Annotated in this window: 11 protein-coding genes; 5 read left to right on the forward strand and 6 right to left on the reverse strand. The window is 65.9% G+C overall.

Annotated features, from left to right (window positions below):
• Window positions 1-88 precede the first annotated feature (88 nt).
• A complete protein-coding gene (gene radC / locus CXR42_RS09940) occupies window positions 89-856 on the forward strand; it encodes a RadC family protein (RefSeq protein WP_103257385.1) in 768 nt (255 codons plus the stop codon).
• On the opposite strand, the gene CXR42_RS09945 is transcribed toward radC, so the two are convergent.
• From CXR42_RS09945 to secA, 4 genes are all read right to left on the reverse strand, one after another.
• Entirely contained in the window at window positions 847-1,551 is a 705-nt protein-coding gene (locus CXR42_RS09945; RefSeq protein ID WP_103257386.1) for a class I SAM-dependent methyltransferase, read from the reverse strand. The two genes, radC and CXR42_RS09945, sit on opposite strands and share 10 nt — an antisense overlap.
• Window positions 1,535-3,049 (reverse strand): phosphate ABC transporter substrate-binding/OmpA family protein, encoded by a 1,515-nt coding sequence (locus tag CXR42_RS09950; RefSeq protein WP_103257387.1) that lies wholly within the window; start codon window positions 3,047-3,049, stop codon window positions 1,535-1,537. Before CXR42_RS09950 ends, CXR42_RS09945 begins: the two co-directional genes overlap by 17 nt.
• An 18-nt stretch (window positions 3,050-3,067) precedes the next feature.
• Entirely contained in the window at window positions 3,068-3,961 is an 894-nt protein-coding gene (locus tag CXR42_RS09955) for a hypothetical protein (protein ID WP_146038040.1), read from the reverse strand.
• 123 nt (window positions 3,962-4,084) lie between these two features.
• Window positions 4,085-6,802 carry a preprotein translocase subunit SecA gene (secA, locus tag CXR42_RS09960; protein ID WP_103257389.1) on the reverse strand — a complete coding sequence of 906 codons (2,718 nt, stop codon included), beginning with the start codon at window positions 6,800-6,802 and terminating at the stop codon, window positions 4,085-4,087.
• A gap of 190 nt (window positions 6,803-6,992) precedes the next feature.
• On the opposite strand from secA, the gene CXR42_RS09965 reads away from it, so the two are divergent.
• From CXR42_RS09965 to CXR42_RS19510, 4 genes are all read left to right on the forward strand, one after another.
• Entirely contained in the window at window positions 6,993-7,829 is an 837-nt protein-coding gene (locus CXR42_RS09965) for a peptidylprolyl isomerase (RefSeq protein WP_103257390.1), read from the forward strand.
• A 168-nt stretch (window positions 7,830-7,997) separates the two neighbouring features.
• Window positions 7,998-9,230: a bifunctional glutamate N-acetyltransferase/amino-acid acetyltransferase ArgJ gene (gene argJ, locus CXR42_RS09970; RefSeq protein WP_425444860.1), complete on the forward strand. Its 1,233-nt coding sequence runs from the start codon at window positions 7,998-8,000 to the stop codon at window positions 9,228-9,230.
• Complete coding sequence (locus CXR42_RS09975; protein WP_103257392.1) at window positions 9,227-9,625, forward strand: (deoxy)nucleoside triphosphate pyrophosphohydrolase; 399 nt, start codon at window positions 9,227-9,229, stop codon at window positions 9,623-9,625. Before argJ ends, CXR42_RS09975 begins: the two co-directional genes overlap by 4 nt.
• An 88-nt stretch (window positions 9,626-9,713) precedes the next feature.
• Window positions 9,714-9,854, forward strand: coding sequence for a hypothetical protein (locus CXR42_RS19510; protein ID WP_180996020.1), 141 nt, complete (start codon window positions 9,714-9,716; stop codon window positions 9,852-9,854).
• Window positions 9,855-9,908: 54 nt separating this feature from the next.
• Here CXR42_RS19510 and infB read toward each other — a convergent pair whose 3' ends face one another.
• Both infB and CXR42_RS09985 read right to left on the reverse strand, forming a co-directional pair.
• On the reverse strand, window positions 9,909-12,497 hold the full coding sequence (gene infB / locus CXR42_RS09980) for a translation initiation factor IF-2 (protein WP_103257393.1): 2,589 nt from the start codon (window positions 12,495-12,497) through the stop codon (window positions 9,909-9,911).
• 5 nt (window positions 12,498-12,502) lie between these two features.
• Window positions 12,503-13,150, reverse strand: a complete 648-nt coding sequence (locus tag CXR42_RS09985; protein ID WP_103257394.1) for an RNA-binding protein — start codon at window positions 13,148-13,150, stop codon at window positions 12,503-12,505.
• Window positions 13,151-13,170 lie beyond the last annotated feature (20 nt).

Raw genomic sequence — 13,170 nt, forward strand, 5'->3', positions numbered from 1 at the left:
GGGCGTCAGGGTGGGCAATATTGCCCACCCTACTCCTGCGCCAGGTCGTTAACCGATCCTTCACGATGTCTGGGGCAGACTGCGGCGCATGAGCCAGTCGTCGTTCCAGGACACTCCGCTGCCGCTGTTCCTTCCTCAGGGGGATGAGGATGAGGCTGCGCCGGCTGCGCTGACCGGACGGCTGCCCTCCTATATCTCGGACCACCGCCAACGCCTGCGCGACCGCTTCACGCAGGCCGGCGGCGCGGCCCTGCCGGATTACGAGCTGCTGGAACTGGTCCTGTTCCGCGCCATCCCGCGGCAGGATGTGAAACCGCTCGCCCGGTTGCTGTTGGACACGTTCGGCGATTTCAACCGGGTCATCACCGCCTCGCCCGCGCGGCTTCAGCTGCTCAAGGGCGTCGGCCCCGCCGTGGTGCTGGAGCTGAAGCTGGTCGAGGCCGCTGCCCAGCGGATGATGCGGGCCCGGGTGATCCAGAAGCCGCTTCTGTCCAGCTGGGATGCGCTGCTGGACTATTGCCACACCACCATGTCCCACCGCGAGACGGAGCAGTTCCGCGTCCTGTTCCTGGACCGCAAGAACGTGCTGATCGCGGATGAGGAGCAGGCGAAGGGCACCGTCGATCACGTCCCCGTCTACCCGCGTGAGATCGTCAAGCGGGCGCTGGAGTTGAATGCCAGCGCGCTGATCCTGGTGCACAATCACCCCTCGGGCGACCCCACACCCTCGGATGCTGACCTGTCGATGACGGCGCAGGTGCAGGATGCCTGCCAGGCGCTGGGGCTGACCCTGCACGACCACCTGATCATCGGCAAAAGCCGTGAGTTGAGCTTCCGCGCCAGCGGCTATTTGTGACGCTTGCGCCGTTCGATCTGCTTCTGGCGCCGCAACTCGTCGATCCGGGCGCGTTCGGCGCGGGCGATGGCCTGCAGTTCAGTTGAGAAGCTCAGGCGCTCTGGTCCCGCCGCAGGGCGGACCAGGGACCAGGAGGGGAAGCGGTTATAGGTTTCGTTCTGCACCAGTTCGGTCAGCGCCAGCCCGACCCCAAGCTGCGCGGCGGCCTCATGCACCGCCCAGACGACCAGCGGCCAGACCTTGGGATCGTAGTCGTCGCCCGCCATGATCCCGCCGGGCTTCAGCTTGGGATACCAGTCGGCCAGGGTCTGCCCGCCCTCCAGCCCGCTGTGGGCGAAGCCGTCGACGTAGATAAAGTCGAAATGGCCGTCCGGGAACAGGTCCACGGCCTGGGCGAAGGTCAGCCGCAAGAGGCGGTAGTTCGATTGCAGCCCCGTCGCCAGGAGCGCGGTCTTGTATTCGCGGGCGGAATGGCCGTCGCTGTAAGCGTCGACGCCGTAGAACAGCGCGAAGCGGCCGGATTGCACCATCCGGGCCGAGAAGGAGCCGGCGGCGACGCCAAGCTCGATCCCGATATTGCCGGTGGCAGGCAGGGGCGCGATGACGTCCCAGCGCGCGGTGCCGGGCAGGCGGGTGACGGGGACCCGGGGCGTCCGTTCGGCCGCTTCGGCAATGATTTCAGGGAGATGGCGCATCGGGTTCCGGGAAATGCGGGACAAGCCACAGCTCGACCCGGCGGTTCAGCTGGCGGCCGATCGCGGTTTCATCGCAGGCCATGGGGAGTGCTTCACCAAAGCCATCGACCGTCGGCAGCGCCTCGGCCGGCAGGTCCGGGGCGAGGGCGGCCAGTTCCTGGGCGACACGCTGGGCGCGTTCGATGGAAAGGGCCAGATTGGCCGGCGCCGCGCCAGAGCCGTCCGAGAAGCCGGCCAGCACCATGCGTTCGTTGCGGAAGCGGCCCGAGGCGATGAGTTGGGCGAGGTCCGCCAGATTCTCACGCGAGGTGGCGTCGAGGGTGGAGGAGCCGTCCTCGAAGCGGAAGGTCAGGGACAGGCGGTCGGCGCCGTCCATCAGGTTCACCAGGCGCTTGAGGTCGGCCAGCGTGATGTCATCGCCCGCGCCCTGGATCGCGTTGATCAGGCGCAAGCCGTCGGCGGTCATCGGCTGGCGGGTGGCGGAGCGGTCGATATAGCCCGAGGCGGCGATGATCTCTTGCGCGGCGGGGGTGCGAAGGAATTCAAGGAACTCACGCGTCAGAAGGGGCAGGCGGCGCTTGGGCGTCAAAAGCAGGACGGGCAGGGCCAGGGGATAGTCCTCGGCCTTGACGGCAAGGGGCGTGGGCAGAAGCGGGAAGCCGCAGCTGTCGGTCAGCGGGATGCGGCGGGCGGGACCGATGCTGGCGCGGCCGATGATCGCCAGCGCCCAGGGGTCACGGGCAACGGCCGCGGCAAGGGCCTGCTGGTCGGGATGCAGAACCGCCTCGGCCGCGGGGGTACCGACCCGGGCGGACAGGGCGCGCTGCATGTCGGTGTCGGGGTCCAGCGCGTGCAGGATGACGGGCATGTCTGGCCCGCCGATCTGCGCCCAGTTCGTGACCTCTCCTGCCAGAATCTGGGCGAGGCTGCTGGTCGAGATCTCGGGCGTGGGGTTGTCGGGGGCGACGATGGCGGCAAGGGCATCCAGCGCAAGGGCGTGGCTGACGAAGTCATCCTCGGGCAGGTAGGACAGCTTCAGATCTGCGGCCCCGGCCTGCAACGCGGCAGTCGCAAGGTCGGGCGCGAGGGGCTGGAAGCTGATGTCGGCCAGTTCCTGCTGCGTTTCGGGGTCGAGAAGCGCGGCGGCATAGCCCCCATCCGAGCGGTCCTGATAGATCAGCCCGCGCTTTTCGGCGAAGCTGCGGAAAAGCGGCGACAGCATGTCGGCGCCGACATCCCCGGCCCCGGTGATGCGGATCACGGCGCGGGGGGCGACAAGGTCGGGGCAGGCCGGACCCTCGCAGATCACGCCCTGACCATCGACGGTCAGCAGGCCATATGACGTCTGGATGCGGTAGAATTCGCCGTCATAGCCCTGCAACGCGCCGGAAAGGACGATCCCGCCCTCACGCGCGATAAGCGTGACGTCCTGTGCCAGCGCCGGACCGGACGTGATGCACGCAACCAGAACCGCCGCAACCCGCGCTGCGAAACCCATGAAATGCCTGTCCGGCCCTTAATTCGGAGTGGCGAGTTTCAGGTCAGGCGCAAGATTCTTCAACACCAGAATGTCGCCCGAGGTGCCACAAAGCGGAACTGCGACCGGATAGTCGCGCACCTCGACCCGGCCCGAGTGCAGGGCGAGGATCTGGGTGTTCAGCGTCCGGCCGCAGGTTTCCGGGTCGATGCGCAATTCGACCGTCAGCGAGACGTCAGTGGCGGCGGCGGGATAGGTATAAACCTCGGCCAAGAGGGGATCGGTGACCGAGGCGGTGCCCAGCGAGACGATCTTTTGGCCCAGCGGGTCGGCGGGCTGGCCGGCGCTGCCGACGAACAGGCGGTCGCCCTCGGCCACGCGGAGGTCAAAGAGGGCAGGGCTGTCCCATTGCAGGGCAAAACGGCGCAGGCCGCCAAGATCAGTGACCGGCACCTCGCCCAGAACGATGGCAGAGCCTTCAAGGTAGACCGCGACCAGCGCAGTCTGTTGCAGGGCTGGAAACTGGATATGCAGCGTGCCCTCGGCCCCGGTGCGGGCGGTGAAGGACAAGCCGGCGTGACGGATCACCACCCGCTCGGCCCGGTTGCAGGGGGCGGTGAGCGACAGGCCGATCATTGCGCCGGGCAGGGCTGTCAGGCCGAGGCTGGCAGGGCAATCGGCGGCGGGCGCGGTGTCGGCCGAGACGGACGTGATCCGGCTGAGGTCCGTGGCCTGGTCCACCAGGCCGCTGCGAAGCGAGGCGGATTTCGGGACCGAGACGGCCATCGTGGATTGCGGCGCGACCGTGTCCTTCGACGCTGTTGCGATCAGGGCGGCAGGGTCGGCTGGGCGAACGGCCTGGGCCAGATGGCCGGCCGCCAAGGCGACCGCAAGCGCAGCCGAAGCGCGCACCAAGGACCAACGAAACGCCACCGAACCCACCCCCAAACTCGAATCGCAGAACTTGAGATTAGTCACCAATACTGGCGAGTCGGTGGCAATTCTGCGGAATGTTTCCCAAAACTCCGCGGAATTAAGACAAGATTGCCCGACCGGTCAGACGACCCGCCCGTGGCAATGCTTGAACTTCTCGCCCGAACCGCAGGGGCATGGGTCGTTGCGGCCGGGATTGCCCCAGGTCGTCGGGTCGGATTCGTCGAACCCGGCCAGGGCCGATGCGGGCTGTTCGGGGGCAGCGGCGGCGGCGGTCTCGGCCGTGATGGTCGGAGCGGCAGCCGCGCCTTGCTGGGCCGCCATCATCTGGCGCAGCATCGCCTCTTGCTCTTCGCGCGTGACGGGGCGCACGCGGGAAAGCTGCTGGGTCACCGCCTCGCGCAGCGATTCAAGCAGACCTTCGAACAGCTGGAACGCCTCGGTCTTGTATTCGTTCAGCGGGTCGCGCTGGGCGTAGCCCCGGAAGTTGACCACCGAGCGCAGGTGATCCAGCCGCTGCAGGTGTTCGCGCCACTTGCTGTCGATGGCCTGCAGCAAAACCTGCTTCTCGATCGTGTTCATGGTGGACTGGCCAAACGCCTGGGCCTTTTCGGCCATCATCTTGTCAGAAGCTTCGATGATGCGGTCCTTGACGCCTTGCTGGTCGACACCTTCTTCGGCCGCCCAGTCGGCGACGGGCAGGTCCATGTTCAGCATTTCGCGGCAGGCCTCGGCCAAACCGGCGGTATCCCACTGGTCGGGATAGGATTTGGGCGGCAGGTTCAGGTCGACAAGGTCGTCGATCAGCTGGTGACGCATGTCCGCGGCGATCTCGGCGACGCTTTCGGCCTCAAGAATCTCCATGCGCTGGCCGAAGATGGCCTTGCGCTGGTCGTTCATCACGTCGTCGTATTTCAGAAGCTGCTTGCGGATGTCGAAGTTGCGGCCTTCGACCTTGGCCTGCGCCTTCTCCAGGCTTTTGTTGACCCAGGGGTGGACGATGGATTCGCCTTCCTTCATCCCCAGCTTGGACAAGATGCCGTCCAGCCGTTCAGAGCCGAAGATGCGCATCAGGTCATCTTCCAGCGACAGGAAGAAGGCCGAGCGGCCGGGGTCGCCCTGACGGCCCGAGCGGCCGCGAAGCTGGTTGTCGATGCGGCGGCTTTCGTGGCGTTCGGTGCCCAGGACGAACAGACCGCCTGCCTGCTTGACGGCCTCTTCCTCGTCCTTGTGCTCGGCTTCGATCCGGGCGCGGAGGGCGACGTGGTCGGCGTCGGGATCGGCGGCGATGGCCTCCATGATCTTGAATTCGACGTTGCCGCCCAGTTTGATGTCGGTGCCGCGGCCGGCCATGTTGGTGGCGATGGTCACCGCGCCCAGCTTGCCGGCGTCGGCGACGATCTTGGCTTCCTGTTCATGCTGGCGCGCGTTCAGCACGCTGTGCGGGATGCCCGCCTGCTTGAGCATCGCGGAAAGCTGTTCGGATTTCTCGATCGAGGTGGTACCGACCAGGATCGGCTGGCGCTTTTCATGGGCTTCCTGGATGGATTTCAGGATGCCGTCGTATTTCTCGCGCGCGGTGCGGAACACCTGGTCATGTTCGTCGATCCGGGCGACCGGGCGGTTGGTCGGAACCTCGACCACGCCAAGGCCATAGATCTCGCGGAATTCCTCGGCCTCGGTCGCGGCGGTGCCGGTCATGCCGCCCAGCTTTTCATAGAGGCGGAAGTAGTTCTGGAAGGTCACGCTGGCGTAGGTGACGTTCTCGGGCTTGATCCCGACATGCTCTTTCGCCTCGATCGCCTGGTGCAGACCGTCGGAGAGGCGGCGGCCCTTCATCATGCGGCCGGTGAATTCGTCGATCAGCGTCACCTCGCCATCGCGGACGATGTACTGCTGGTCCTTGTGGAACAGCTTGTGCGCCCGCAGGGCCTGGTTGACGTGGTGGACGATGGTGGTGCTTTCGGCGGCATACAGGCTTTGGCCTTCGGGCAGGATGCCGGCCTGGACCAGGATATCCTCGATCGCTTCGTTGCCTTCTTCGGTGAAGGTGACGTTGCGGGTCTTTTCGTCCAGCTTGTAATGCTCGGGCTGCAGCGAGGGGATCACCGCATCGACCGCCTGATACAGGGTACCGCGGTCCTGGCTGGGGCCCGAGATGATGAGGGGGGTCCGCGCCTCGTCGATCAGGATGCTGTCGACTTCGTCCACGACGGCGTAGAAGTGGCCGCGCTGGGCCATATCCTCGATCGAGGTCTTCATGTTGTCGCGCAGGTAGTCGAAGCCCAACTCGTTGTTGGTCGCATAGGTGATGTCGGCGCGGTAGGCGGCGCGCTTTTCATCTTCGGGCTGGTGCGCGTAGACGACGCCAGTGGTCATGCCCAGCTGGTGATAGATCTTGCCCATCCAGTCCGAGTCGCGCTTGGCAAGGTAGTCGTTCACCGTCACGACATGCACGCCCTTGCCGGCCAGCGCGTTCAGATAGGTGGCAAAGCTGGCGACAAGGGTTTTCCCCTCGCCCGTCCGCATTTCCGAGATATTGCCCTGGTGCAGGAAGATCGCGCCTTTCAGCTGCACGTCAAAGGCCCGCAGGCCCAGGGCACGCTTGGCGGCCTCACGGCAGTTGGCGAAGGCTTCGGGCAGCACGTCGTCCAGGCTTTCGCCGCCCTTTTGCACGCGCTTTTGCAACTCGCGCGTCTTGGCGATGATCTGCTCGTCCGAAAACGCCTGATATTCCGGTTCCAGCGCATTGATCTGCGCCACCACGGGGCGGACCGATTTCACCTTGCGGTCGTTCGGGGTGCCGAACACCTTCCGCGCGAGTGTATCTAGACCCAGCATGTTTTCTCCCAGGGGGCGACGATTGACAGCATCGTGTGGGCTGAGAGACTTGCCCGACCACTCTCCCTTCCATAGAAGGGCCAGGGAAGAGAGGCCGTGCCCCCGTTCCACGCGACTGTCGCGATGTAAGGGGAAGGGCGGTCATAGTCAACGTGGCAGGGCAAATCGCCCCGATCATGAGGTGGTGAGCATGCTGAAACGTGCGGGAATTCTGACCAGCCTGGTGCTGGCGCTGGCGGGTCCGGCCCAGGCCGAGGGCGAGACGGCCGAGACGGTGGTGGCGACGGTGAACGGCACGGCGATCACGCTGGGCCACATGATCGCGCTGCGGGAAAGCCTGCCGGAACAGTACCAGACCCTGCCGGATGACGTGCTGTTCAAGGGCATCCTGGACCAGCTGGTTCAGCAGGAAACGCTGAAGCAGGCGACCACCGACCTGTCCACCCGCGACACGGCCACGCTTGAAAACGAGCAGCGCGGCTATGTCTCGGGCGTGGCGATCCAGCGGATCGTCGAGGTCGCCGTGACGGATGAGGCGCTGCAGGCCGCCTATGACGCGCGGTTCAAGGATGCCGCACCGCAGACCGAATACAACGCGGCCCATATCCTTGTCGACACGATCGAGGAAGCGACGGCACTGAAGGCCGAACTGGCCGCCGGCGCCGATTTTGCCGAACTGGCGAAGGAACATTCCACCGACACCGGGTCCGGTGCGGCCGGCGGTGATCTGGGCTGGTTCGGGCTGGGCGCGATGGTCAAGCCGTTCGAGGACGCCGTCATCGCCGCCAAGCCGGGCGAGGTGACCGAGCCGGTTCTGTCCGACTTCGGCTATCACCTGATCCTGGTCAAGGAAACCCGCGTGGCCGAGCAGCCGACGCTGGAGATGATGCGCGACGAGTTGGCGGCCGAGGTCGAGAATGCGGCCATTGCCGCCAAGATTGACGAACTGACGAAATCCGCCACGATCACCCGCGAGGGCGAGGGTCTGGACCCGGCGCTGCTGAAGAACTCGACGCTGATCGACTGATTTCGGACCCGGGGGGCTAAGATGGCGAAGACCGACTGGAAGGCCGAGGCGAAGGCACTGAAGAAGAAGGTGCGCAAGCTGAAGGACACGCTGACCGCTGCCGCCGGCCCGGTGGCCGAGGCGGTGGGCGATGCCGTGGGCGACGTGGTCGCGGCGGCGAAGAAGGCGATGAAGCCGGTTTCGCCGCTGGCGCCGGCCAGTTTTCCGGTCCTGCCCGCGATCAAAGGCGCCGAGTTCGCGGCGGTCGAGGCCGGGGTGCGCTATCAGAACCGCAAGGACGTGATGCTGGTCCGGCTGGCGCCGGGAACGGTGATGGCGGGGGCGTTCACCCGGTCGTCGACGCGGTCGGGCTGCGTGCGCGACTGTCAGGCGAAGCTGGCGACGAAGGTTCCGGCGGGGGCCGGGGCGGCGATCATCGTGAACTCGGGCAATTCCAACGCCTTTACCGGCAAGGTTGGGGACGAGGCTGTGGCAGCCGTCACCAGCGCGGTGGCCGAGGCACTGGGGGTTCCGGCAAGCCGGGTGTTCTCCTCCTCGACCGGAGTGATTGGCGAGCCGCTGCCCTATGAGCGGATCACGGCGAAGGTCCCCGACCTGGCGGCCGCGCTGACCGAGGATGCGGTCGAGATGGCCGCGCAGGCGATCATGACGACTGACACCTTTCCCAAGGGTGCGGCCGCGACCGTGCAGGGCGAGGGCGGGGTGATCCATATCAGCGGGATCGCCAAGGGCTCGGGCATGATCGCGCCGGATATGGCGACGATGTTGGTCTACATCTTTACCGACGCCAAGATCAGCCAGACCGCCTTGCAGAAGATGGTTTCGCGCGCAGTGGGGCCGACCTTCAACTCGATCACCGTGGACAGCGATACCTCGACCTCGGACACGCTGCTGGTCGCGGCGACCGGGCAGTCCGACGCGGCCGAGGTGAAGGGCGCGGTGGCCAAGGCCTTTGAGGTGGCGCTGCAGGGCGTGATGCGCGACCTGGCGCTGCAAGTGGTGCGCGATGGTGAGGGTGCGACAAAGCTGGTGGAGGTCCGGGTGACGGGTGCCGCCAGCGACGAGGATGCGGCGAAGGTGGCGTTCAGCATTGCGAACTCGCCGCTGGTCAAGACCGCTGTCGCTGGGCAGGATCCGAACTGGGGCCGGATCGTCGCAGCGGTGGGCAAATCCGGGGCGCAGGCGGACCGGGATCGGTTGACGATCCGGTTTGGCGACATCCTGGTCGCGCAGAACGGCTGGCGGAACCCGGATTACCAGGAAGAGCTGGGCGCGACCTACATGCAGGGGCAGGAACTGCTGTTTCATGTCGACCTGGGCCTGGGCAGCGCCAAGCGCAGCGTCTGGACCTGCGACCTGACCTCGCGCTACATCGAAATCAACGCCGATTACCGATCGTGAGGACGCTGCTGGTTTCGGCCGTCGCACTGATCGACGCGGACGGCCGTGTGCTTCTGGCCCAGCGGCCCGAGGGCAAGTCGCTGGCCGGGCTTTGGGAGTTTCCGGGCGGCAAGGTAGAGCCGGGCGAGACGCCCGAGGTTGCGCTGATCCGCGAGTTGAAGGAAGAGCTGGACATCGACACCTGGACCAGTTGCCTCGCGCCGCTGACCTTTGCCAGCCATACCTATGAGGATTTCCACCTGCTGATGCCGCTGTTCGCCTGCCGGCGCTGGCAGGGCACGGTGCGTGCGACCGAGGGCCAGCAGCTCGCCTGGGTCAAGCCCAACGCGCTGCGCGACTATCCGATGCCGCCGGCGGACCTGCCGCTGATCCCGATTCTGCGCGACTGGCTATAAATTTAACTGAAATTTGCGTGACATGATCTTGGCAATCGGGTTTGCTTGCACAACCTTGTGGTGAACAGCAGCGATTCCGGGCAATCAGATGTTACGAACGATCAGGATAGGCAGCAGTATTCAGGTGCAGGGCATCATGGTCTACAGCCTGGCTGATGGGCGGATCACCGTCCGTGTGGATGGCAAGATGTTCACCGGCTATCCGATCCCGGTCGTCCGCGCCGCTTGACGACATGAAAAAGCCGGGCACCAGGCCCGGCTTTTGCGTTTCTTCGCGGAGGGATCAGTCCAGCGTGCGCTGGACTTCCTCACGCTCGAAGATCTCGATGACATCGTTCTGACGGATGTCCTCATAGTTTTCGAAGGCCATACCGCATTCCTGGCCCGAGATGACTTCCTTCACCTCGTCCTTGAAGCGCTTCAGCGTCTTGAGCGTGCCTTCGTGGATCACCACGTTGTCGCGCAGCAGGCGAACGCCAGCCGAACGGCGCGCCACGCCTTCGGTGACCAGGCAGCCAGCGACCTTGCCCACGTTCGAGACCTTGAACACCTCAAGGATGCGGGCATAGCCGATGAAATGCTCACGCACTTCGGCTTTCAGCAGGCCAGAGGCGGCCGCCTTGATGTCGTCCACCAGGTCATAGATGATCGAGTAGTAGCGCAATTCGACCCCCTTCTGGGTCGCCGAGGCGCGGGCGGTGGCGTTGGCACGGACGTTGAAGCCGATGATCGGGGCCTTGGACGCCTCGGCCAGGGCCACGTCGGTATCGGTGATCGCACCGACGCCCGAATGCAGCACGCGAACGCGAACCTCGTCGTTGCCGATCTTTTCCATCGCCTGGACGATCGCCTCGGCCGAGCCTTGAACGTCGGCCTTGATCAGGATCGGCAGTTCCGCAACGGACTGGTCGGCCTTGGCCTTGGCCATCAGCTGTTCCAGCGTGGTCGCGGCACCGGCTGCGGCGCGCTTGTCCTTGGCGGTCTTGATCCGGTAATCCGCGATCTCGCGCGCCTGGGCTTCGGTTTCGACGACGTTCAGCGTGTCACCAGCCGACGGCGTGCCGGACAGGCCCAGAACCTCGACCGGGACCGAGGGGCCGGCTTCCGCCACCGTCTCGCCCTTGTCGTTGATCAGGGCGCGGACCTTGCCCCACTGCTCGCCGACGACGAAGATGTCGCCCTTGCGCAGCGTCCCGTTCTGCACCAGCACCGTCGCGACCGGACCCCGGCCCACGTCAAGCTTGGCTTCGATCACGGCGCCCGAGGCGGCGCGGTCCGGGTTGGCCCGCAGCTCCAGAACCTCGGCCTGCAGCGAGATGGCTTCCAGCAGGTCGTCGAGACCCAGGCCGGTCTTGGCCGAGACTTCCACGTCCTGAACGTCGCCCGACATGGCTTCCACGACAATCTCGTGCTGGAGAAGGTCGGTACGCACCTTGGTCGGGTTCGCCTCGTGCTTGTCGATCTTGTTGATCGCCACGATCATCGGGACCTTGGCGGCCTTGGCGTGGTTGATCGCCTCGACCGTCTGCGGCATCACGGCGTCATCGGCCGCGACCACCAGGATCACGATGTCCGTCACCTGGGCCCCGCGCGAGCGCATGGAGGTGAAGGCCGCGTGGCCGGGCGTGTCAAGGAAGGTGACCAGCTGGCCGTTCGGCGTCTTCACCTGATAGGCGCCGATGTGCTGGGTGATCCCGCCAGCCTCGCCCGAGACGACGTTGGCCTTGCGGATCGCGTCCAGAAGCGAGGTCTTGCCGTGGTCGACGTGGCCCATGATCGTGACGATCGGCGGGCGCGACTTCAGGTCGTCGTCCTTGTCCTTGACGGTGTCGATGACCTGCTCCACGTCTGCGTCCGAGACGCGCACGGCCTTGTGGCCGAATTCCTCGATCACCAGTTCGGCGGTATCGGCGTCGATGGACTGGTTCATCGTGACCATCATGCCCATCTTCATCAGCGCCTTGACCACGTCGGCGGCGCGTTCGGCCATCCGGTTGGCAAGTTCGCTGACCACGATGGTTTCCGGCAGCTGCACGTCGCGCACCTGCTTTTCAGCCTTCTGGCCCAGACCCAGCGCCTTGGCGCGGGCCTTTTCCTGCTTGCGCTTCATCGCGGCAAGGCTGCGCTGACGCCCGCCTTCACCGGCCAGCGCGTCGCTGAGCGTCAGTTTGCCAGAGCGGCGGCCATCGTCGCCCGTGGTGCGCTTGGCACCGCGGTCGTTGCGGTCGTCCTTTTCGCGGTCGGTCTTGCGGGGTGTCGGCAGGCCAGGCTTGGCCGAGGCCGGGCCGCGGGCGTCTTCGGTCGATGCCGGAGCAGCGGGGGCCGCGCGGTCGGCGGGCTTTGCAGCAGCAGCCGGCGGCGGCAGGGTCGAGCGCGACCGCGTGCCCAGCACATCGGCGCGGCGGGCTTCGGCCGCGGCCACCTTGGCGGCAGCTTCGGCCTTGGCGGCGCGTTCCTCTTCCTCGGCCTTCAGGCGGAGGGCTTCGGCACGTTCGCGATCCTCGCGCTCTTTCGCCTCGATCTCTTCGCGGCGACGGGCGCGCTCTTCCTCGCGCTGGCGGTCTTCTTCGGCCCGGCGGACGGCATCCTCGGCCTCGCGCGCCTTGGCGGCACGCAGGGCAGCGAGACGACGCTCCATCTCGGCATCAGAGATCCCGGCGGGACGTTTCGATGGATCGCCAAGGTTCGTCGCAGCCGAAGACCCGCCAGCGCCGGGCGCCCCCGGTTTTACCGGAGTGGGCACCACAACGCGCTTGCGTTTGGTTTCGACCACGACGCTCTTGGTCCGGCCGTGGCTGAAGCTTTGCTTCACCTGTCCGGAACGGGGGGCGCCCCCAAGGCCAAGAGGTTTCTTGCCGTCAGTATCGCTCATGCGTCCTACGTATCCTTCATGGCGGTCTCGCCGCCGTCATCCCCGCCAGCCCGTGTATGCAATTGCCCACGCAGGCCAGCGAGTTTTGCCGCTTCCTCTACAACACGGGACCTGAGTCCACCAGCGGCAAGCGCGGCGTGTATCGCACGTTCGCGCCCGAATGCCAAACCGATTTCCCCAGCCGAAAGGCAGCCGATGAAGCCCTTTTCGCCATCCGGCGCGTGCAGCTTCGTCTTGCCCCGTTCCGACCCGTCACTGGCCTGGATCAGCGTCACTGCCGTTCCCTTGACCAGCCAGTCCTTCACTTTCTCATAGCCGGTGACCGCGTCACCCGCCTTGCGCGCCATCGAGAGCATTTCGATGGTCCGCTGCAGCACCAAAGCCTCGACCAGGTCGGCCAGGCCTTCGGGCACTTTGACCGGTTGCCGGGCCGCGCGAGAGAAGAGATTCTTCTTCGCCGCCTTCTCGATTTCCGCCCGGTCGGCCGAGACATAGATGCCCCGCCCCGGCAGCTTGCCCAGCACGTCGGGGACGATGTGCCCGTCGGGACCAAGGCAAAAGCGGATCAACCCCGCCTTCGGCTGGCTTTCCCCGGTCGCAATGCACTTGCGTTCCGGTTCGTCCCTGTCCTTTTCCCGGCCGCCGCGCGTCAACGCGTGTCCCCGAGGCCTGA

It is taken from the genome of Tabrizicola aquatica, assembly GCF_002900975.1.
GTDB classification, from domain to species: Bacteria; Pseudomonadota; Alphaproteobacteria; order Rhodobacterales; family Rhodobacteraceae; genus Tabrizicola; species Tabrizicola aquatica.

Excerpts from the sequence above, each read along its gene's own strand:
- radC (WP_103257385.1), top strand. The coding sequence starts at position 89 with ATGAGCCAGTCGTCGTTCCAGGACACTCCGCTGCCGCTGTTCCTTCCT.
- CXR42_RS09945 (WP_103257386.1), bottom strand. The coding sequence starts at position 1,551 with ATGCGCCATCTCCCTGAAATCATTGCCGAAGCGGCCGAACGGACGCCC.
- CXR42_RS09950 (WP_103257387.1), bottom strand. The coding sequence starts at position 3,049 with ATGGGTTTCGCAGCGCGGGTTGCGGCGGTTCTGGTTGCGTGCATCACG.
- secA (WP_103257389.1), bottom strand. The coding sequence starts at position 6,802 with ATGCTGGGTCTAGATACACTCGCGCGGAAGGTGTTCGGCACCCCGAAC.
- CXR42_RS09965 (WP_103257390.1), top strand. The coding sequence starts at position 6,993 with ATGCTGAAACGTGCGGGAATTCTGACCAGCCTGGTGCTGGCGCTGGCG.
- argJ (WP_425444860.1), top strand. The coding sequence starts at position 7,998 with ATGAAGCCGGTTTCGCCGCTGGCGCCGGCCAGTTTTCCGGTCCTGCCC.
- CXR42_RS19510 (WP_180996020.1), top strand. The coding sequence starts at position 9,714 with ATGTTACGAACGATCAGGATAGGCAGCAGTATTCAGGTGCAGGGCATC.
- infB (WP_103257393.1), bottom strand. The coding sequence starts at position 12,497 with ATGAGCGATACTGACGGCAAGAAACCTCTTGGCCTTGGGGGCGCCCCC.